The organism is Mycobacterium sp. IDUB_28 (genome assembly GCF_055419285.1).
The window spans coordinates 18,465-38,500 of record NZ_JBVAXK010000021.1; the positions used below are offsets into that span (position 1 = coordinate 18,465).

At 67.8% G+C, this 20,036-nt stretch carries 18 protein-coding genes; all 18 read left to right on the forward strand.

Annotated features, from left to right (window positions below):
* The first annotated feature begins 38 nt into the window (after positions 1-38).
* The 18 genes from ACZYZ9_RS25540 to ACZYZ9_RS25625 all read left to right on the forward strand — a co-directional run bounded on the left by ACZYZ9_RS25540 (position 39) and on the right by ACZYZ9_RS25625 (position 19,837).
* Positions 39-305, forward strand: coding sequence for a hypothetical protein (locus ACZYZ9_RS25540; protein WP_133437100.1), 267 nt, complete (start codon positions 39-41; stop codon positions 303-305).
* Positions 302-712 (forward strand): hypothetical protein, encoded by a 411-nt coding sequence (locus ACZYZ9_RS25545; protein ID WP_240751271.1) that lies wholly within the window; start codon positions 302-304, stop codon positions 710-712. The genes ACZYZ9_RS25540 and ACZYZ9_RS25545 overlap by 4 nt, the downstream gene beginning before the upstream one ends.
* Before the next feature lie 212 nt (positions 713-924).
* On the forward strand, positions 925-2,031 hold the full coding sequence (locus ACZYZ9_RS25550) for an AAA family ATPase (protein WP_133437099.1): 1,107 nt from the start codon (positions 925-927) through the stop codon (positions 2,029-2,031).
* Positions 2,028-3,308: a vWA domain-containing protein gene (locus tag ACZYZ9_RS25555; RefSeq protein ID WP_133437098.1), complete on the forward strand. Its 1,281-nt coding sequence runs from the start codon at positions 2,028-2,030 to the stop codon at positions 3,306-3,308. Before ACZYZ9_RS25550 ends, ACZYZ9_RS25555 begins: the two co-directional genes overlap by 4 nt.
* Positions 3,305-3,505: a chemotaxis protein gene (locus tag ACZYZ9_RS25560; RefSeq protein WP_205879614.1), complete on the forward strand. Its 201-nt coding sequence runs from the start codon at positions 3,305-3,307 to the stop codon at positions 3,503-3,505. The genes ACZYZ9_RS25555 and ACZYZ9_RS25560 overlap by 4 nt, the downstream gene beginning before the upstream one ends.
* Positions 3,502-4,719, forward strand: coding sequence for a hypothetical protein (locus ACZYZ9_RS25565; RefSeq protein WP_133437097.1), 1,218 nt, complete (start codon positions 3,502-3,504; stop codon positions 4,717-4,719). The genes ACZYZ9_RS25560 and ACZYZ9_RS25565 overlap by 4 nt, the downstream gene beginning before the upstream one ends.
* Before the next feature lie 6 nt (positions 4,720-4,725).
* Entirely contained in the window at positions 4,726-6,039 is a 1,314-nt protein-coding gene (locus ACZYZ9_RS25570; protein ID WP_463828960.1) for an AAA family ATPase, read from the forward strand.
* A 921-nt stretch (positions 6,040-6,960) separates the two neighbouring features.
* Positions 6,961-7,926, forward strand: a complete 966-nt coding sequence (locus ACZYZ9_RS25575) for a DUF4192 domain-containing protein (protein ID WP_463828961.1) — start codon at positions 6,961-6,963, stop codon at positions 7,924-7,926.
* Between the two features lie 398 nt (positions 7,927-8,324).
* Positions 8,325-9,236 carry a hypothetical protein gene (locus ACZYZ9_RS25580; protein WP_463828962.1) on the forward strand — a complete coding sequence of 304 codons (912 nt, stop codon included), beginning with the start codon at positions 8,325-8,327 and terminating at the stop codon, positions 9,234-9,236.
* A 25-nt stretch (positions 9,237-9,261) separates the two neighbouring features.
* A complete protein-coding gene (locus tag ACZYZ9_RS25585; RefSeq protein ID WP_463828963.1) occupies positions 9,262-9,675 on the forward strand; it encodes a hypothetical protein in 414 nt (137 codons plus the stop codon).
* 146 nt (positions 9,676-9,821) lie between these two features.
* Positions 9,822-10,931: an ATP-dependent DNA ligase gene (locus ACZYZ9_RS25590; RefSeq protein ID WP_463828964.1), complete on the forward strand. Its 1,110-nt coding sequence runs from the start codon at positions 9,822-9,824 to the stop codon at positions 10,929-10,931.
* Positions 10,932-11,142: 211 nt separating this feature from the next.
* Complete coding sequence (locus tag ACZYZ9_RS25595; protein ID WP_463828965.1) at positions 11,143-11,802, forward strand: hypothetical protein; 660 nt, start codon at positions 11,143-11,145, stop codon at positions 11,800-11,802.
* Between the two features lie 224 nt (positions 11,803-12,026).
* Entirely contained in the window at positions 12,027-16,766 is a 4,740-nt protein-coding gene (locus tag ACZYZ9_RS25600; RefSeq protein ID WP_463828966.1) for a methyltransferase domain-containing protein, read from the forward strand.
* Positions 16,767-17,015: 249 nt separating this feature from the next.
* Complete coding sequence (locus ACZYZ9_RS25605) at positions 17,016-17,858, forward strand: hypothetical protein (protein ID WP_463828967.1); 843 nt, start codon at positions 17,016-17,018, stop codon at positions 17,856-17,858.
* A gap of 237 nt (positions 17,859-18,095) precedes the next feature.
* Positions 18,096-18,536, forward strand: a complete 441-nt coding sequence (locus ACZYZ9_RS25610) for a hypothetical protein (RefSeq protein WP_463828968.1) — start codon at positions 18,096-18,098, stop codon at positions 18,534-18,536.
* Entirely contained in the window at positions 18,536-18,781 is a 246-nt protein-coding gene (locus ACZYZ9_RS25615; RefSeq protein WP_463828969.1) for a hypothetical protein, read from the forward strand. The genes ACZYZ9_RS25610 and ACZYZ9_RS25615 overlap by 1 nt, the downstream gene beginning before the upstream one ends.
* Positions 18,768-19,589 (forward strand): hypothetical protein, encoded by an 822-nt coding sequence (locus tag ACZYZ9_RS25620; RefSeq protein WP_463828970.1) that lies wholly within the window; start codon positions 18,768-18,770, stop codon positions 19,587-19,589. Before ACZYZ9_RS25615 ends, ACZYZ9_RS25620 begins: the two co-directional genes overlap by 14 nt.
* Positions 19,586-19,837, forward strand: a complete 252-nt coding sequence (locus ACZYZ9_RS25625) for a hypothetical protein (protein ID WP_463828971.1) — start codon at positions 19,586-19,588, stop codon at positions 19,835-19,837. The genes ACZYZ9_RS25620 and ACZYZ9_RS25625 overlap by 4 nt, the downstream gene beginning before the upstream one ends.
* Positions 19,838-20,036 lie beyond the last annotated feature (199 nt).

Below are 20,036 nucleotides of genomic sequence, written 5' to 3' on the forward strand. Positions count from 1 at the left end.
CGTTGGGGCAGGCCCACTTCATCCGAGGGGATTTTGGGATGGTCGTTTACGTCGATGATGTCGAGCCGGTCGATGTCGAGCAGTTGAGCCTCGATGAGGCGCGGATGGTACTGGCCCGGGCGAGGGCTGAGCTGGCGAGCGCGTTCAATTCGGCGCACGCGGGGAGTCTGCGGCGCGAAATCGCCGAGGTCGAAGGGCAGATCGAATGGCTGGAGTCGGAGGCGGAAGCAGCGGCGTTAGAGGATGCCGCCGCCGAGCACGCCAGCGACCTGTGGGCCGACTACGACCAGGGGATCTCGGCGTGAGTGCCGCAGACGGTGGGGAGAGGACCGACATCACCGGTGCTGAGGACCACCCTTTGGTCGATGATGACGGCTATCCCACCGAGTGGGGAATCGCGGCGGTGCGCCACTTCCACGGCTCGCCAACGGCGTTGGTGGATCTGCTGGAGCAACTGTGGTGGACGCCGAGCCTGATGACCGTCGATGAGTGGCTGGACAACCAACTGCGAAACGTCGTGCGGGTGTCGCTGGCGACAGGCGGATGGTCGGGTAACGAGACGGTAATCGACGCGCTCGACAAGTCGAGGTTCCACCTGCTCTATTGGGAGTCAAGTCATCGCGGCGGGCTGCACGTGTATACGGTCCCTCAGACCGAGTGGGAGATGGTCAGCGAGCTCGGCGAAGTTATCGCGGAGAGCGCCGCCGAGTAGCGCGAACGGGATCGGGTAGGTGGCCGGTGAGGAAATGCCGGCCACCTACATCAACCACCCCCACCCGGCACAGGGGCGGGGTGGTTGATGTAAACCGCTGCAATGTAGCGACTTTAGTGGTTGTGGACTTGTCGGTGGGTGCCGGTAGTGTCCTGTGTTGTGAGGACGGGCCATCGGGGCCGGTCCACTACTCCTCGGGAGGGGATTCGGTCATGACCGATTTGGACACCACCGTGACGGTGATCGACGCTGCGGCCAGAGCACATGTCCCAGTTTTACTCTGGTCCGATCCTGGCATGGGCAAGTCATCCATTGTGCGGGCGTTGGCCGCTGCCGATGGTGTGCCGGTGGAGACGGTGATCGGGTCGCAGCGTGAGCCGGTAGACATTGCGGGCTGGCCGGTGGTCACCGATGGCGCGGTACAAACCCTCGCATTACCCGATTGGGCCAAAACGCTTTTGGACGCCAATGGCGGTTACCTTCTGTTGGACGAGATTTCGACATGTTCGGCGTCTGTGCAGGCCGCGATGCTCACGGTGGCGTTGGAGCGGATGGTTGGACGAACCAAGCTGCCTGACGCCGTGAGGATCGTCGCAGCTGCCAACCCACCTGACCGGAGTGCCGGTGGTGTCGATCTGACGCCGCCGATGGCTAACCGGTTCCTGCACGTCGATTTTGAGCCGACCGCCGAGGAATGGCTGACCGGCATGCGGTCCTCGTTCGCCGCCTTGCCCGCCTCGCGAGGCATCGCCGCCGATGACCTGCGCCGCGCCGACGAAATCGGGGCCGTCTGCGCCTTCGTGGAGGCCAGACCTGCTCTGCTGCACCAGTTTCCGGACACCGACGAGGCCGCTGGGAGGGCGTGGCCGTCGCGGCGCTCCTGGGAGGCGATGGCACGGGTGCTGGCGCATCTACGTGCTGACGACACCGCCGCCATCAGTGCCGTCGCGCTCGGACTGGTCGGTGACGGTGCGGGCAGCGAGTTCATGGAATGGCGGGCCAGCATGGATTTGCCCGCCGTCGCGGACGTGATCGCGGACCCGAGCATCGTCGCCTGGGGGACGGCTCGCCCCGATCAGGTGTGGGCGGTGCTGTCCGGTGTGGTCGCCTGGGCGTCGGGCAGGGGCACTAAAGACGCGTGGATGACTGCCTGGGGTCCGGTGGTCGAGGCCGCGACCCACGGGGCACCCGACGTGGCCGGGGCAGCGGCCCGCGCGTTGAGCGTAGCGATGCCTGCCGGTGCGAAACCGCCTGCGGCGGCGCGCAAGTTCAAAGACGTGATGATCGCAGCAGGCCTCGACGTAGGCAGCGCGGCATGACCGAGGTCAGAGCGCTCACCGCCGACGAATGGCGACGGTTGCGGCTGGCGCGGATGGCCGCAGTCGAGGCGATGCCCTACTTCGCGCGGGCGCTGTTCGCGTTGTCGCCAGTCGCCGCACCGGGTTTGGGCACGTTCGCGGTGGACAAGCACTGGCGTCTCTACCTCGACCCGGCGATGCTGGGCACCGCCGAAGGGTGGTCGGTAAATCTGGCTGGCTCCGTGCTGCTGCACGAGGTTGGGCATGTGCTGCGTGACCACGGTGGCCGCGCTGACACGGTGGACTCCCCGGTGGATCGCACCATGTGGAACTACGCCGCCGACGCCGAAATCAACGATGACTTGATCGCGGCGGGCGTGCGTCTCCCCGAAGGTGTTGTGACACCGGGACGGCTGGGCTGCGAGGACGGCCACGCCGCCGAGGTCTACTACCGGCATCTGGTGCCGCCCGGTACGCCGCCACGCAGCGGGGCGGACGGCGATCCCGGCGGCGGGTCCGGTGACGGCGAGGACGACGGCCACGGCTGCGGGTCCGGTGCAGGGGATGCCGTGCCGGGGGAACTGCCCGCCGCTGCCGACGTGGGGGGCAGCAAGGGGCTGTCCCGTGCTGCGGCCGATCTGGTGAAGGTCGCCGTCGCCCGCGAGGTTCAACGAGAGTTGGCGCACGGCGGGGCCGGTCGCGGCACGATGCCAGCGGGCCTGGCGCGGTGGGCCGCTGACCAACTCGCCCCGGCAGTCGTGCCGTGGCCCAAGGTGCTGCGGGCGGCGGTGCGCCGCGCCGTCGAGGATCAGGCGGGACAGGTGCATCACTCCTGGCGACGGCCCAACCGGCGCGCTCCCAAGGGTGTGCTGCTGCCGACGCTGCGGGCACCCAAGATCGCCGTCGATCTGATCATCGACACGTCGGGGTCGATGGGTGAGGCCGATCTGGCAGCGGCGCTGTCGGAGACACGGGCGGTGCTGAGGCGCACCGGAGCCACGGTGCGGGTGCTGTGCTGCGATGCCGGTGCCAGCGCACCGCGCCCGGTGCGGTCCATCAACGATGTGACGTTGGTCGGTGGCGGCGGCACCGACATGCGGGTCGGAATCGATGCGGCGCTGGCAGCGCGCCCACCGGCCAACGTGCTGGTCTGCCTGACAGACGGTGGCACGCCGTGGCATGAGCGTCGGCTCCCGGTTCCGCTGATCGTGGCCCTGATCGGCACGCACGCCGCCGACACCGCGCCCGCGTGGGCCAAGACGGTGCGCGTCACCCCCGCTGCGGCGGTGGCGACGTGAGCAAGCGGGCCGGGGGCCGTGACTTCACGCAGTGGGCCGACACCGTGCTGGCGGGCACCGGCTGGACCGTGGGCACGGTGCGCGCCGCTGTGCAGCGGGACCGTACCGATCTGGCGACGGCGGCGCTGGCCGATGGGTTCACCGCCGCCGCGCGCGGGCTGGCCGACCCTGCGCAGAGCCGCGACGGTGCGGCGTGAGCGCCGCGCTGTTCGACCTCGCGCTGCGGGTGGCCGCACGCGATGCCGGTGGGCCGGTGCCCCGGCTGCTGCACAATCCCGCCCCATCGCGTGACGTGAAGGTCGCCGTCGCAGCGCAGCGCACCGGCCCGGTGGTGCACGTGCAGGCCGTGGGGCCGGATGGGCGCATTCGCAGCGGCACCGGGGCCGAGGGACTGGCCGCGCTCGCCCGTGCTGCCGGATGCGTGGACGGTGACCTCGGCACCGGCGCGACGGCCCTAGTCGATACCCCGGCCACGATGCGGGCGTTGGAGGGGCTGGCGCGCAGCTACGCCGACCCGGCGCGCTGCGGTGACCGCGACGTGACGGCGGGATCGGCGCTGGCCGGGTGGTGGGTGGAGCGGGCCGCGCACCCCGGTACATCGGCGGTGACCGACGTGCTGGGCGCGACCCGTGCCCGGTTCATGCTGGGCGTAACACCGGGTGAGGATCACGCGGGCATGTGGCGGGCAGCGCTGAAGGTGCCCAACGGTGTGGGCGGGCTGCACATCTGGCATCACGCCGTGACCGGTGGTCTGCTGCTGCCGGGGCTGGACGCGGTGCGTGAGGACGACGACTGGCAGTGGGAGGCTGCGCAGGAGGCCGTGGGCGAACAGCGCAGCTGGGACCGGCCCGAAACGCTGCACCTGGCGGCGGCGCGGCTAATGAGCCGCTGTGATGCCGCCGACCTCTACGACGCCGCACTGCTGGCCGATCCGCTATGGCGTGCGCGTGGTGTGCATACCGGGTTCGTCTGCCACGGGCAGGTCGTCACCGGGGCGGGCCAGGCGGGCAACCGCGTCACAGTGCGTGCCGATCGGCTCGACACCCGCCTGAAAGCCGGGACCGCCGTCACCGGGTGGCAGGGCGAGCCGATGACCGCGATGCCGGACGCGGAGAACCGTTTCAGCGGTGAGGTTTTCGGGACCGCCGTGGGCGAGGACGGCGCGTTGACGGTGACCATCGGTGGCCTTCGCAAGACGGGTTACCGGCCTACTGCCGGGGAGACGGTGACGGTGATGCCCGCCCCGCCCTCGGTGTCCACGATCCGGTCGCGGCGCACGGCGGTGTCTCGGCTGTACCGGCGACGGTTCTCCTGGCTGTCACAGGGAACCACGCCGACCGCCAGCCGCCGACCGGTGCCGCTGGCGGTCATGATCGCCGCCGCCGACGACACACCCACTACGGAGAACTGAACTGAGATGCGTACCCTACCCAAGCGATTCGCCCAACCCGCCGACACCGACGAGACACCCGCTGCGGCGGCGGCACCGGCTAAAACGCCGTCGCCGCCCGCTGCCCCGATAGTCCAGAACTGGCCGGGGCGCGACCTGCTCGACTCACCGATGCTGGCGCGGGTGCTGCTGGCCGCGTGGGGCGGGGACCCAGCGATCTGCGTCCCCGCTTGCCCGGGAGCTGGAAAATCAAGGCTTGTCGCACTTTTGGCGGGTGCCTTGGCGCATCGGGTGGGACTGCGGGTGGCGGTGGCCGCGCAGACCCGCGAGCAAGCCGCCGAGCTGTCCCGGCGCATCGCCGCCGTCAGCGACCGCGCCTCGCTGATCGTGTCGGGGGCCGGTAAGAAGCCGGTCACCGTGGACGGCATTCGCACCGTAGCGGGTCGCAGCGTGCGATGGCAGCACTCGACCGGGGGTGAAATCCTGATCGGCACCGCCGCCCGCTGGCTCTACGTGGACCCGAGCATGGCGGGCGCGGACGCGCTGCTAGTGGATGAATCCTGGCAGGCCACCTACGGCGACCTCGGCGCGCTTGGGGCGCTGGCCCGCCAGGTGGTCTGCGTCGGTGACCCCGGCCAGGTGGCACCCGTGGTCACCGGCTCGACCGAGAAATGGGACGGGAAGGCCACCGGCCCGCACCAACCCGCCCCGGCTGCGCTGCTGGCCGCACACGGCGAGGCGATCACCGTCCACGAACTGACGAACTCCTGGCGACTCGGTCCGCAGACCTGCGCGCTGCTCTCCGAGCACTTCTACCCGCAGATGCCGTTCACGTCCCGCCGTCCCGACGAGGCGGTAATCGCACCGGACGGCACCGTGCTATCTGAAATCGTCAGTCGCCCAACAGAAGCGCACAACGGCCCGACCGACCCGGCGCTGCTGACCGCGCTAGCCGAGCGGGCACGCGAACTGACTCGCCACAACTACCGGCGCGGTGGCGTGTGTGAGCCGTTGACCGCCGCCGATCTGGCCGTAGTGGTGCCCCACGTCGCCCAGGCGGGTGCGGTACGGGCGCTGCTAGCCGACATGCCCGATGTGCTGGTCGGCACGGTCAACGCGTTGCAAGGCTTGGAACGACCGGCTGTCGTCGCATTGCACCCTATGGCCGGATACCGCAGTGCCGAGGCATTCGCCCTCGACGCGGGCCGAATGTGCGTCACCCTGAGTCGGCACCGAGCGCACCTGACGGTGCTTACCGATCCTGCGACTGTGCCGCTGCTCGACGCCGCCACCGACGACCCGCAGGCCGTCCAAGCGCGGGAGGTGCTCGCGGCACTCTGAACCACGAAAGCTTGTACAACCGACCATCGCGGTCGGCATTGGTTTGTTCGGGGGTGGGCCGACCTTCGAGCCCCCCCACCCCCACCCGGCACAGGGTGGGGGTGGGTGTTCGGGCGGCGGCGGCAGCAGCAGCAGCTGAGGAAGAGATGCAGCGAAGATTGCCACACGGCGCCGGGTTGTTTAACAACGGCCCGACAGGGCGCTTCGGGGGTGAACACCTGCAGGTCAGGCCGTGCACTGAAGTTTGACAAGGGTGGGTGCCGGGCCGTTGTTCTGTCCAAGTAGCGCGGCGTTTCTTGTTCATCTGCGGTCAACTCGACGGCAGCAACAGCGGCAGCGGCAGCGGCAGCCGGGCCGGCGGATTGTGTCGGTGGTTGGCGGTAGCGTCTGTGGTGTCGAGCAAAGCCGTTGGGGCGGGCTCATTTCGGAAAGGGAAACATCATGGCGGTTCACGGTGACGGGGCATGCCTGGACGGGCCGGAGGGCTGCGCAGGGGAAACCTTTCCGCGCCAGACGCTTAGTGGGAGTGGGGATTACTACTACCGGTGCGATCGGCACTATGACGCTTACGCGGCGCGTCTGCAGCCGGTAATGGATGGCATCAACCGGAGGTACCCGCGGCACGCCCCTAGCGACTTCGATGAAAGCTACGCCGGGGAACGGTGGGACGAGGACGAGTGGTAGGCGCCGGGCCCCGGCGGGTCGCTTGGGGCGCCGGCGAGGATCTACTTGCCGGCGCCCCAAGCCTCATACCCCACCCCATCCGGCACAGGGATGGGGTGGGGGCTGGTCCAAGTTGGGTCGATCGGGTTTGGTTGGGGGAGTAGTTGATTCAACGATAATTGTCGGTGATCTCCGGTAGGCTTCACATTGTTGGGCAGGTCAGTGGGACCGGCCCTCGATTCCCGGAAGGGGAGTGCAATGCACGCAATCAAGGGGTTGTCGGCCATCATCTCGAATCTGTTGGGAATCCTCGGGTTTCGCCCTGTTGAGTCGTTAATTGTAGTGTCCGTGCAGGGTGGTGAGGCGGGGTCAGTGATGCGCCTGGACCTCAGTGACGCGACGTCGCCGGATGTTGCGGAGCAGTTGGCGGATCTGGTCGTGCGTGCCGGGGGTGACGCTGCGGTGGCGGTGTTCGTGTCGGCAGAGGGCGCGTCGTGTGCGATGTGCGCCGACGAGTTCACCGAGCAGGCGCGCAATCTGTCGGCGGCGTTGGAACGGCGCGGCGCACAATTGCTCGATGCGGTGGTGGTCGATCAGATCGAGGCCGGGGGACGCTGGCGATGTGTCGACAACTGCGGCAAGGGCGGTGTCCTCGATGACCCGGCTACCTCGGCGGCGGCTGCGGCGGCGGTAGTCGCGGGACACCGGATGTACGGCAGCCGTGAGGAACTCAGGGCGACCGTGGCGGTGGACGTGGCGCGAGCGGCCTCGCTGGCGCCCATGCTGGTCGGTGTGTCGGGCTGCGTCGACGATGTGGCGGTGGCAGTGCGTGCGGCGGTGGCGGCGGTGCGCCGAGTCGGTGTCGGCGAGGTTCTTTCGGACGCCGAATTGGCCAGTGTCGGGTCGACTCTGGTGGATCTGAGAGTGCGTGACGCGCTGATGACCCTGATCGACAGCGACGAAGCGGGAGCGGCCGAGCAGCTGTGGTCGCAACTGGTGCAGGTTTTGCCCCAGCCGTTCCGTTCGGAAGCCTTGTGCATGCTCGCGCACGCCAGCTATGTGACGGGTGCAGGGCCGGTGGCGGGGATGTGCCTGGAAGCGATACGGGCCGAGACCCCGAATCACCGCATGGCCGCGTTGCTCGACACCGCGCTACAGAACGGGGTTCGGCCGGAGGCGATCCGCGGCCTGACCGCGAGCCTGACCCCGGCGGTGTCGGTCTAGCCGCCGTGGCGGCGACACGGTGGGGGCAGGGTACTGCCGGCTCCCACCGTGTCCCCCCCTCGGCACAGGGGTGGGGTGGGGTGGGGTGGGGGTTGTGTCTTCGCACGCGGCTGCTGCTGCGATATGAGGAGATGCAGCGAAGATTGCCACACGGCGCGGGGTTGTTCAACAACGGCCCGACAGGGCGCTTCGGGGGTAAAAACCTGCGGCTCAGGCCGTGCGCTGAAGTTTGACAAGGGTGGGTGTCGGGCCGTTGTTCTGTCAAAGTAGCGCGGCGTTTCTTGCTGATCTGCGGTGCATCTCGACGGTACTCGGGCTGTCGGAGGGGATCGGTAGCCTGGGGATGTCGGGCAGGTCAATCGGACCGGCCCACGAGTCCCAGATGGGGGATGTTCACGATGGGTTATTGCGCCAACTCGATTGACTCCGACTTCACCATTCCACCGGCGAACATCGCGGCCGCCCTGGAGGCGGTGCGTGCCGCGTTCGAGACGACCGGCACGGCGACGCTAACCGAGGTGATCGAGGAGAACACCTGCTTTGACGGATGTGAGGAGGATGCCGCGACGGGCTTCACGTTGGGGTGTCATCACGACAAGTGGTGGGACTCGACCGAGCAGATGTTGGCGGTGCTGGCACCGTTTGCGGTCGAGGGGTCATCGGTGCGGATGCTTGGCGAGGACGATTGTCTGTTCGGGTTCCGCGTGCTGGACGGTCAGTTGCGTACGGAATCGGGCAGATTCATGTGGTCGCTCGATGGTGAGACCGCCGCCCACGTGCCGGTCCGAGCTGGCGGGGTGTTGGCTCCGATGACCGTCGAGCGCGATCTTGTCGGGTACGCCGCTTGGTGGGCGGCGTCCGACACCGCTGAAATCGAGGAGCTTCTCGATGGGCTGACGGGTGACACCTGGGAGGCCGAGCACACCTTGGCTGCGGTGATGGGCTGTGTGTTCCAGAACGATCCAGGCAGCTCGCCGACTCGGGATTGGCTCACGGTCACAGGTCTCGCGCACGGCGTCAACGTCGCTTATCTCGGGTTGGATCTTGATCCGTCCTACGACGGCCAGGGGGTTCTCGATGGCTTGACCGTCGTGCTCAACTTGACGGCTGTCAGCGCCGAAGCTGCTGAGCAGCAGAATCTTTCGGTCTCGGTCTATGTGCAGGTGCGTGATGTCCTGCCCGCAGGCGGCGGCGTGCCCTGCGAAGTGCTGGCCGACATCATCGACACGGCGTTGGCGTTGGTGAACTGTGACATCGCCGCCTCCGACCGCTTCATCGTTGGTGCCCGCGATGTCCTCTCGGCAGCGTAGCGACGAGGGCGGGGAGAGCGGTCTGATGGCGAATTACTACGGGCGGGGCCGCACCAACGTGTTTGCGGTCAAGGACGTGCTGGCGCTGAGGAATGCTTTGGAGTGCCACGACTTCGAGGTGGAGGAGCGGTCGCCGGGATGCGTGGCGATCTTCGCGGCAGACGCCGACGGCTTGGGAGACTGGTCGCGGTGGATCGACGGCGATGACGGCGAGGGCGAGGAGTTATTTGTTCCGGAGATGATCGCGGCTCACCTGCAGCCCGATCAGGTTGCCGTGTTCGTCCATGCCGGTTCTGAAAAGCTGCGCTACGTCACGGGATACAGCATCGCTGTGCATTCCGATGGCCGCCGGATTCGCCTCGACCTCGACGAGATCATCCGCGTGGCGGCGGAGGTGTTCGCGGTGCCTGGAGGGTCGATATCGGCGCCAAGGTACTGACCGCGCGGGTGGGTGGGGCCGAGCCTGTTCGTGTCTGCGTGGGAGGTTCGATCGAGGGGCGGCGTTGTCGGTGGTTGCCGGTAGTGTCACTCGTGTCAGGGCTCGCCAAGAGGGCAGGCCCGCGGTTCCCGGAAAGGGGAGTTGTCGTGACTGATGTCGTTGAGGGTTCAGAAGTATCGGAGTCGGTGTGCGAGGAGGAGTCGGTGAGCTTGTACTTCAAATCCGGCTCCAGCGACAAGGTGTATCACGCGCGCATCGAGGCCGCAGACGGCGGAGGTTACACGGTCAACTTTGCATTCGGTCGGCGCGGCGGGACGCTATCGACTGGCACGAAGACCAAAGCGCCGGTCGACCACGCTACTGCGCGGAGGGTTTTCGCGAAGCTGGTGGCCGACAAGCAATCCAAGGGATATACGGCGGGAGCTGACGGCACGCCCTACCGTCACAGCGCCAACGCTGGCCGGGTCAGTGGCCTGCTGCCCCAACTGCTCAACACCATCGACGAAGCCGACGCCGCGCGTTTGGTGGGTGATCCGCAGTGGGTGATGCAGGAGAAGTTCGATGGCCGGCGCCTGATGCTCCGAAAGGTCGGCGACGCAGTCGAGGGCATCAACAAGCTCGGCCTGATCGTGAGTGTGGCGGAGACCATCCAGGCCGCGGGCCGGTTGGTGCCCGGTGACTTCGTGCTGGACGGCGAAGCCGTGGGTGACTGCTTGCATGTGTTCGACCTGCTCTCCCGAGACGGCACCGACCTGCGTGCTCGGTCCTACGGCGACCGCTACCGCGCGCTGCGGGCCGTGATCGGCGATGCCGACACCGCGGCCGCCGTCGTCGTCGCGGAGTGCTGGGTCGATCCGGCCGAGAAGGCGCGCCAGCTCGATGAGGTTCGGGCGCGAAACGCCGAAGGGGTGGTGTTCAAACGCTGGGATGCCCCCTACACGCAGGGGCGGCCCAGCAGCGGTGGCACCCAGCGCAAGTTGAAATTCGTGGCAACAGCCTCCGCGGTAGTCACGGCCATCAATCGGCAGCGCAGTGTCCGGGTCAGCCTGCTACAAGGCGCGACCTGGCTGGACGTCGGTGCCGTCACCGTTCCCGCCAATCAGAGTGTTCCCCAGATCGGTGATGTCGTCGAGGTCCGCTATCTCTACGCCACACCAGGCGGCGGTGCGCTCTATCAACCCGTCCTCCTGGGCGTCCGCACTGATGTCGAGCCCCCCGAGTGTGTGGTGGCCCAACTCAAGTTCAAGGCGACGTAACGCGGCGCCCGTTGGTGAGACCCACTTGGTGATGGTGGGTCTCACCAACACCCACCCCCCTCGTCACAGGGATGGGGTGATGGTCTGCCGGGCCGAAAAGGTCTGGTGGGGTTGCGGTTTCGGGTCCGGTATGTCGGCGGCGACGGGTAGAATCAGGTGTGAAGGCCAGGCCAGCGGGGCTGGGCCGATTTCCCAGGAAAGGGGAAGTGTCGTGACTGCTGTCGTGGTTGAGGGTTCGGTAGGTGTGGTGTCGCGGTCGGTGGCCGAGGCGTTGGCGGCCGGCGTGGCGGCGGGCGCGGTGGTGTGCGCCGCGCTGTCGGATGGACCGGTTCCGGGCTGGCTGGTCGTCGAGGAGATCGCGGCCGATGGTGCGGAGCGTCAGTGCGCGGTGGTCCGGCTCGACGGCTGCTCGGTGGTGTCTGCCGGTGCGGTAACGGAGGTGAAGGTCGCCGGCGACCCGGTGCCCACCGAGGGCGAGATGCCGGCGTGGGCTTCCGCGCTTGCCGCCTCATTTTGGGCGGCTCGGCGAGCCCGCAGCGAGGCCGAGACGGCACGTTCTGCGCTGGCCAGGCACCAGGCGCGACTAGTGGGCATAGAGGATGCCGCTCACGAATACGCTGACGCTAATAGCCTTTGCGAGCGTTTCGATGAATTCATGGTCGAGCAGGGGCTGCGGCCACGATCCCGCGAGTACCTGTGCGTGGTGGACGCGACGGTGCGGGTGCGCATCGCGGCGTCAGGCCGCAACGGCGAAGCCGCGGCTGGGGAGATCACCGACGAGATGGTCGCCGATGCCGTCGCGGGACTCGGCGTTCGGCTGCTCGCCGACGCCATCCAAGACCACGACGTCGTGGACGTCGAGGAGGCCTGAGTCGCCGAGCGGGGCCGGCTCTTTCCGCAGTCGGCCCCGCCCCCCTCCCCGCCCGTCACAGGGGCGGTGAGGGGGTGAATCACTCTGCTGTCGAACACCTTTGGTTGGTGGTGGTGTTGACGTGTGTTGCGCTGGTGAGTTGTCGGTGGCGGGTTGTACGGTGACATTTCGTGAGGGCACGCCAAGCGGGCGGGCCCCTGACTCCCGTGAAAGGGGAGGCGGTTATGGCGACGGTGGAGATCCCGCAATCTGATGGGGCGCGCGCAGCTGGTCCGGCGTTGGCGCGACGTGTGATCGCTGCGGCGCAGGTGCTCGCCGAGTGCGATGGGATGCCTGCGGCGGTGCTCGATGAGCGGCGGCGGGCGGTTCTGGAGGCGTTCCCCGGATGGGGACCGGTGGCGGCGTTGTTCGACGCGGAGCCGGCTGAGCCGTGGGCGGGGTTGGCCGACGAACTCGATGACGCGGCCGGCGACGTGATGGGCCAGGCCGCGAGGGTGGTCGACACGTCATTCTTCAGTCCGCCCGAGCTGGTGGCTCTCATCTGGAACGTCCTTTGCACAGCGGGCTTCACCGGTGGCTCTGTGCTCGACTTGGGGTGCGGCACCGGGGCGTTCATCCGGCATGCGCCGTGTGATCTGGTCGTGGAATCGACGGGTGTGGAGGCGGATCCGACATCCGCGCGGATCGCCCGCCTGTTGCTTCCGGGGGCGAACATCATCACCGGCGAGCTACAGAAGGTATCCCTGCCTCACAAGCGTTTTGATGCGGCCGTGGGTAACGTTCCGTTCTCGGCAGCCCGCGTGCACGACGGCGCGATCGGCTTCTACGGCCCCCTGCATGAGTACTTCGTGGCGCGTGCGGTGGCGGCCGTGCGGCCTGGGGGTTACGTGGTGGTGGTGACGTCACGTCACGAACTCGACGCCGCCCACGGCCTGTCGTCATCAATCACCAAGCATGCCGATCTGATGGCTGCCGTGCGGCTGCCGTCGGGCTACTTTCGCGAGTCGGGTACTGATGTGGTCGCCGATGTGTTGGTCCTGCGGGTCCGGGACGGAGACGACGATGTGCACGGGTGGTCACACGGCCGCTCGGGTGTGGTGCGCACGGCGGTGGAATCGACGGTGCGGGGACGTGCATGTCGGGAGTTGGTAAGTCCCTTCTGGGGGCTGCACCCCGAACTCGTCGCCGGCGACATGGTGTTGACCGGTTTCGAGCGGTCCCCTTTAGCTGTACGCGCAGCGGATCCCGGCGGCGCGGTCGCATCGGCGTTCGCGGCAGTGGGTCCGCTGCTGGTGCCCTACACCGACGAGGCGGGACTGTCGGGGGACCTCGATGATGTGAGGCTCACCGACGACCAGGGCCGCAAAGAGGGGTCGCTACATTGCGTCGACGGTGAGGTGGTGCGCATCGTCGACGGCGCCCTAACCGCAGTTGCACAGCCCAGCGCCGAGCTGCGGGCACTGATCGGCCTACGTGATGCTGCGGTGGCCCTGATCGAGGCCGAGTCGGACTGGGAAACCCCCGATTCGGCGTTGGAGCCGTTACGCGTGGCGTGTCGGCAGGAATACCAGAAGTACGTTGATCGGTACGGGGCTCTCAACCGGGGGACCATGACCGAGGGCAAACCGGATCCAGAGACGGGGCTACCGCGGTTGGGTTGGCGCACACCGAGCCTCGGCGGGTTCCGGGCGGACCCCGATGCGCCGGTGGTGCTCGCCTTGGAGGCGTTCGACCAGGACACGGGGGAGGCGGCACCGGCGCCGATTCTGCTGGGCCGCGTCAACAAGAGGCCCGTGCCGGCCAGTACTGCCGGCAACCCCGGCGAGGCACTGGCGATCAGCTTGGGGGAGGGCCGCGGCCTGGACTTCGATCGCGTGGGAGGCCTGCTGGGTTTGGCTGACCCCGAGGAGACTTTCGCCGCGCTCGGCGACCTGGCTTTCCGAGATCCCCGAGGCGGGGGCGCAGTCACGGCCCGTGATTACCTCTGCGGTGACGTTCGGGCCAAACTGCGGGAGGCGTTGGCGGCGGCGGCGGTCGATCCGCGCTACGAACGCAACGTGGCCGCGTTGGAAGCGGTGCAACCACCGTGGCTGACCCGCGACGACATCCGCGTGGAGCTGGGATCCCCGTGGGTCACCGCCGGTGACGTCGGGGAATTCTGTCATGAGGTATTCGGTGTGCGGGCTGGCGTCGATCACATCGCGCCATTGGCGGCGTGGGAGGTGAACGCACACGGACGGGTGTCCCCAGAAGCTCGGATCGCCTACTGCACAGAACGTTTCGATGCGGTCACGCTGCTGCAGATCGGGCTCAACGGTGCGGCGCCGGTCGCTTGGGATGAGTTCTACGACCAGCACACGCGCACGCACCGCAAGATCCGCAATGCCGACGCCACCGAAGCAGCCGAACAGAAGCTCTCGGCGATCCAAAGCCGGTTCTCGCTGTGGGTGTGGGAAAACGCCGACCGGGAGCGGCGCATCGTCGAGCAGTACAACCAGACTATGAACGCGCGCGTCCTGCGCGCTCACAACGGCGCGCATCTGACGTTCCCCGGCCTGGCCGACGGGATCGAACTATGGCCGTGGCAACGAGACTTCGTCGACCGCGCGGTGTCCACGCCGGCGGTGTTCAGCGCCCACGAAGTAGGTCTCGGAAAGACGCTCACCGCAATAACTTTGGCGATGACCCTGCGGCAATTCGGACTTGCCAACAGGGTAGCGCTGGCGGTTCCGCTACATCTGATCGAGCAGGTTACGCGCCAGTCCTACCAGGCGTGGCCGGCCGGCCGGTTCCTCATCGTGACCCGCGAGGACTTGCACGGCGACGCGCGCCGGCGGTTCGTGGCGCGCTGCGCGACCGGGGACTGGGATCTGGTCATCATGACCCACGAAACGTTCTCGTCGCTGCCGGTGCCCGCCCAGGTGGAGCGCGCGTGGCTAGAAGAACAGCTTGGTGAACTCGAAAGTTACGCCCGCACAGAGGGATACACCGGCAAGCGCATCGCCGCAGCTGTGCGTTCGCTGCAAGGCCGACTCGAGAAGCTGCGTTCGGCCATCAACGATCCCAAAGCGGTCACGTTCAAGAGCCTGGGCATCGACTATCTGATCGTCGACGAGGCCGACAAGTTCCGGCGGCTGCCGGTGACGACCCGCGCGGACGGGTTCAGTCTCGGATCCTCGAAACGGGCGCTCGATCTGTTCCTCAAGGTGTCGCTGCTGCGGCAGGCCAACCCGGACCGGCCGCACGCGTGCCTGCTTACCGGAACGCCCTTCACCAACACGCTTGCGGAGGGTTTCGTTTGGCAAAGCATGCTCGCGCCAGAACAGTTGGCGCGCACCGGGCTTAGGCACTTCGACGCGTGGGCGGCGCAGTTCGTGCGGTACAAGGTGCTCATCGAGACCAGCCCGGACGGATCGGGGTTCCGGTCGCGGCGGCGGCCGGGCACGATTCAGAACGTGCCCGAGCTGCGGACCATGCTCTCGGAATTCATGTCCATGGTGCGGGCCGACAGCGTCGGTCTGCCCCGTCCCGAGGTACGCAATCACACCCACCTCACCGAGCCGACGGCAGCCCAACGTGCGTTCATGGCCAACCTGGTCACCCGTGCCGATGCCCTGCGTGCGCGGATGCCCTCGGCGGAGTCGGACAACATGCTGCTTATCTGCGGTGATGGCCGCAAAGTGGCGTTGGATCCGCACCTGGTCGGGATCGCGGGGCAGGCACCCAAGCTCGATGGCGTGGCCGAGGCGGTGGCCGACATCTACCACCAGACTCGGGACCTGAGGTATGCCGGATCCCCGACGCCGGGAGCCTTCCAGCTGGTGACCTGCGACATGGGCACGCCCAAGAAGGGGGACGCTCAGACCTATGGCCGTATCCGAGCGGGGTTGATCGCTCGTGGTGTGCCGGCCGATCGGATTCGGTTCGTCCATGAGGCGACCACGGCGAAGGCTCGCGAGGCGCTGTTCGCGGCGTGCCGTGACGGTCGGGTGGCCGTCCTGATCGGGTCCACCCCCAAGGTGGGGATCGGCACCAACGTGCAGCACCGCATGCACTCCCTGCACCAGGTGGACCCCACGTGGACCCCGGCGGCGTGGGAGCAGCGCAACGGCCGGATCCGCCGTAACGGCAATCGGAACGCGGTCGCGCACATCCACTACCACGTCACGCGAGAAACGTTCGACGCGTTCATGTTCGGCACTCTGGAGCGCAAGGCGCGCGGCTTTGAGCAGCTGTATCGCTCCGACGGACAGGCCCGTGAAATCGAGGACATCGGCGACGACACATTGACCATCGGCGAACTGAAGGCCGCCGCGGCGGGCAACGATCTATTGCTGCGACAGCATGAGTTAGAGACCCGCGTGCGGTCGCTGCGGCTAGCCCACGTCACCGTGCAGCAGAACGTGCGGACACTGCTGCACCAGGCCGCGGCCGCGGACAGCACCGCCGAGAGCGCCGCGGCGCGCGTTCGGCGGTTGCAGGCCTTCGCCGAGCATCGCGACAGCATGCGCGAGGTCGACCTGACGCGGGTCGCAGCCGACGCGTGCCTGGTCCGAGACACGTCGGACTATCGCTCACGGTACCGGGCCACGTGGGGCGATCAGCGGGTGTCGGTGCGCACCGTGGACACCGACCCCGGCCAGCGATTGGAGTTGGCTTTCGAGCACCGCATGCTGTGGGCCGAACCACTACCGGGGAAGGTCCGACGCCGAGGCGTGGAGGCTGTCACGGCGTGGGCGGAGGCGATGGTCGCCGCGTGGGTGGCCGGCGTCGACCGCGAGATCGTCGCGACACACAGCCGGGTCGATGAGTCGCAGCGGCGCGCACACGACGCCCGCACCGCCGCGGCGGCCACCAGCGTCGGCGAGCCGGCAGAGCTGATCGCCGCGCGCGCCGAGCTGGCCGAGGTCAACAACGCGATCAGTGAGGCACTCAGGGACGGCAGCCGCGCGGCCGCAGCGTAGCGGCCCACGGTCGGGGGCGGTCACCGCGGACGGACCGCCCCCGACACGGGCACGGAAGCGGTACACGGAAGCTCAGCACCCCACCGGCACCCCATCCGGCACAGGGGCAGGGTGCCGGTCGGGTATCGAAAGCCGCGCAGCTGATTTCGACGACGAGTGCTCGACAGAACTTGTCGGTGGGTCTGGGTAGTGTCATAGGTGTTGGGCTGGCCAGTTGGGCGGGCCCCGAAATCCCGGAAGGGGAATGCCATGACTGCTTCTACGATCGAGCGGGTTGCTCCGGCCGTCGACCAGGATGGGGAGGTCGACTGGCGGGCGCTGCTGGAACAGGCGATGACGATGCCGGGCCGGCTGGGGGACACGTATTGCCGGTTCTACCAGTACTCCCTACAAAATCAGATCCTGTTGTGGTCGCAGGGTGTCAGTGAGCCATGTGCACCGTTCAGCGTGTGGAAAGCGCTGGGCCGGATCCCGGTCAAAGGTGGCGGTCGTGCGGTGCTGCATCCGCGGCCGATCCGCAAGACTGATGAGGAGACGGGCGAAAAGGTCGTCGTCGCGATGCGCTTCAAGCTGAAGCGATCCACGTTCCCGTACAGCAACACGGTCGGACCGGACGTCACGTGGCCCGAGCTGCCCGCGTGGGACGCCCAGCGTGCTTTGGCGGCCCTGGACATCACGCAGGTGCCGTACGCGCTGATCGACGGCAACTGCCAGGGGTACAGCTTCGAGCGCAACGTGGCTGTCAGCCCCGTCGCAAAATTCCCGGTGAAGACCCTGTTTCATGAGTTGGGACACGTAATGCTCTGTCACACAACGGATTCAGCGGAGGGGGAGAGCCCGTGCAGTCGCGGTGTGGCTGAGTTTGGGGCCGAGGCGGTGGCGTACCTGCTGGCGCACGAACTCGAGTTGTGCGAGTGGGCGCCGGAGGAGTCGCGGGCCTACATTCAGCATTGGCTGGGTGATGAGCAGGTGACCGACGGGCACATCCGTGCGGTGTTCACCGCGGTCGACAAGATCCTGCGGGCAGGCCGGACGGTGCCGGCCGGTGAGGAGGTCGCCGACCAGAACGCGCCCGAAGCGATCGCCTCCTAGCCGCGCGGCCCGCATGAGTGCCCCGCCGGCCGACCTCCCTTTCCCTATCCGCCGGGGCACTGCCAATCCTGTGCCGGCCCAACCGCCACCCCACCCGGCACAGGGGCGGGGTGGGGCCGGTATGAGGTTGTGGCGGTGAGGTTTTGGTACTTCTGGTTGTCGGTGGGCGGGGGTAGTGTGGTGGGTGTTGGGCAGGCCAATCGGGTCGGCCCGCGACTCCCAGGGAAGGGGAATGTCGTGAGCGTTGTCGGGAGTGGTCCGGTGGGGCTTCGGGTGGATAAGGACGGGGCGGCGCGTCGGGTGCCGTTGACCGTCGACCAGTACGGCAGTCCGATCGCGATGCTGTGCGAACAGATCGGATGCCAGGTGGTGCAGTTGGTGCGTCTGGCGGACGGGTTGGACCTGTGGCTCGACGAGGAGGCGCTGGTGTTCCTCGACCTCGACGATCAGGTTGAGGTGGCAGCCGCGGTGAATCCGGTGGCGACGATCATTGCGAGCAGGACTGCGGCGTTGCGGCAACCGGTTTTTGGAGTGGCGGTGTTCCTCGGCGGTGACCGCGAGACCAGCGGCGGGCTCTCGGTCGAGCAGCTCGACGAGTTGGAGGGTCTGGTGGCGCTTTCGAGCGAGATCGTGGCGCGCGGGCAGTCGCTGGTCGCCCAGGTGGGCGGTCGGCACTGATGGCGCTGAATCTGACGATCAAAGTGGAGAACACCTACAGCGACGGGCACGAGTCCGAGCAGACCCACGTGGTGAGGGTGGACCGGTTCCGCGGCGAGGTGGATCTGTGGGACCAGCTTTTCGACTACACCGGCGACGGTCACGGCGCGGGGGATGGCAGTGACCTCGGATCTCTGTCGACGGTGACGGTGTTGGCATGCCCGGAGTGTCCGGAGCTGGTGGGGTTGAGCAATGAGTGGGGTTGAGGTGGACACCCCGGCGTTCCCGGTGGGCGCTGATGTGGAGACGGTCGACGACGTGCATGACGGCCGCCTGGACGGCCCGCTGTACCGCGTGGTGGGCATCCAGGGCGTCCTGCGCGACGTCCGGCGAGTAGAGGCCGCTACGGGCGAGCTGGACGGCACAGAGCTGCGATTCGTAGCCGCTGAGTTGCGCCCGGCGCGACCGATGACGCTGCGCCGCCATACAGCGCAGCTGACGCGCGCCGCGGCGGCCCGGTGGCGGCGTGCCGTCGCTGACGATGACGAGGACGTCGACACGTTGGCCGTGCTGGTCGACTCAGCCGAAAGCCTCGCGGACTTGGTGCTGGACCCAGCAACGGCGCCCGAGGACGGCGGGATCGCGGTGTGCGACTTCGCCAGCGACCTCGACGACGCACACGTGGTGCAGATTGACACCGCGCCGAGCACCGGACGGGTCCGGGTGTTCATCAACGACGGGGCGGTCTATGACGGCGACCCGGAGACCGACGAGCCCCCGGGAGCGCAGTACCGCGGTGACGGGTGGAGCGACGGACGGCGGGTGTGGAGCGTGCGGAGCCTGATGACGGGGGAGACCTCGACCTTCCGCGCCACTGGCCAGGCCGACGCTGCTGCGCAGTACCTCGACGTGGTGGCATCGAATCTGATGGTGTGGACCGACTCCGACCCGGCAGCTGGTCGCTGCGACGAATGTGGGTCCGCCACCGAGGAGCTGGTCAGCCGTCAGCACGGCCCAGCGTGCTCGCTGCATCCCGATAACTGCGTCGGTGCTCAACCGGGACAGTCGTCGTGAGTGGTCAGCCCAGTGGCTTCGTGACGATCGGGGACACCCCTTGGCCCGATCCCACCGACCCGCGCGAATTGGCCTACCGCCTACGGCATGAACCGGACGGCTTGCTGCGCCGTGACCAGCTGGTGCTGGCGTCCATCGTGGAGGCGTACAGCTCGCTGGTGTGCATGGACTCCCGCACCCGGCAACAGCGCGTCATGCAGCTGCGCGACCTGGCCGACGTGTTCCGACATGTCGGTCGACGCCTATAGAGTCACCGCTGTTGGGCAAGCCACTGGGGCGGGCCCTGAGACCCCGAATTGAAGGGGAGTGAGACCAATGGCCGAGGTAAGCAAGAAGGCAGGCGTCACGGCGTGGACGGGTGCGTGGCGTGTGCCTACCGATAAGCGTGATCATCAGCGGGCGGTGCGCAAGCAGCGCCGTCGGGATCGTCGTGAGGTGGCCGGCATG

Coding starts and splice junctions, on each gene's coding strand:
- ACZYZ9_RS25540 (WP_133437100.1), top strand. CDS start 39: ATGGTCGTTTACGTCGATGATGTCGAGCCGGTCGATGTCGAGCAGTTG.
- ACZYZ9_RS25550 (WP_133437099.1), top strand. CDS start 925: ATGACCGATTTGGACACCACCGTGACGGTGATCGACGCTGCGGCCAGA.
- ACZYZ9_RS25555 (WP_133437098.1), top strand. CDS start 2,028: ATGACCGAGGTCAGAGCGCTCACCGCCGACGAATGGCGACGGTTGCGG.
- ACZYZ9_RS25570 (WP_463828960.1), top strand. CDS start 4,726: ATGCGTACCCTACCCAAGCGATTCGCCCAACCCGCCGACACCGACGAG.
- ACZYZ9_RS25575 (WP_463828961.1), top strand. CDS start 6,961: ATGCACGCAATCAAGGGGTTGTCGGCCATCATCTCGAATCTGTTGGGA.
- ACZYZ9_RS25580 (WP_463828962.1), top strand. CDS start 8,325: ATGGGTTATTGCGCCAACTCGATTGACTCCGACTTCACCATTCCACCG.
- ACZYZ9_RS25585 (WP_463828963.1), top strand. CDS start 9,262: ATGGCGAATTACTACGGGCGGGGCCGCACCAACGTGTTTGCGGTCAAG.
- ACZYZ9_RS25600 (WP_463828966.1), top strand. CDS start 12,027: ATGGCGACGGTGGAGATCCCGCAATCTGATGGGGCGCGCGCAGCTGGT.
- ACZYZ9_RS25605 (WP_463828967.1), top strand. CDS start 17,016: ATGACTGCTTCTACGATCGAGCGGGTTGCTCCGGCCGTCGACCAGGAT.
- ACZYZ9_RS25615 (WP_463828969.1), top strand. CDS start 18,536: ATGGCGCTGAATCTGACGATCAAAGTGGAGAACACCTACAGCGACGGG.
- ACZYZ9_RS25620 (WP_463828970.1), top strand. CDS start 18,768: ATGAGTGGGGTTGAGGTGGACACCCCGGCGTTCCCGGTGGGCGCTGAT.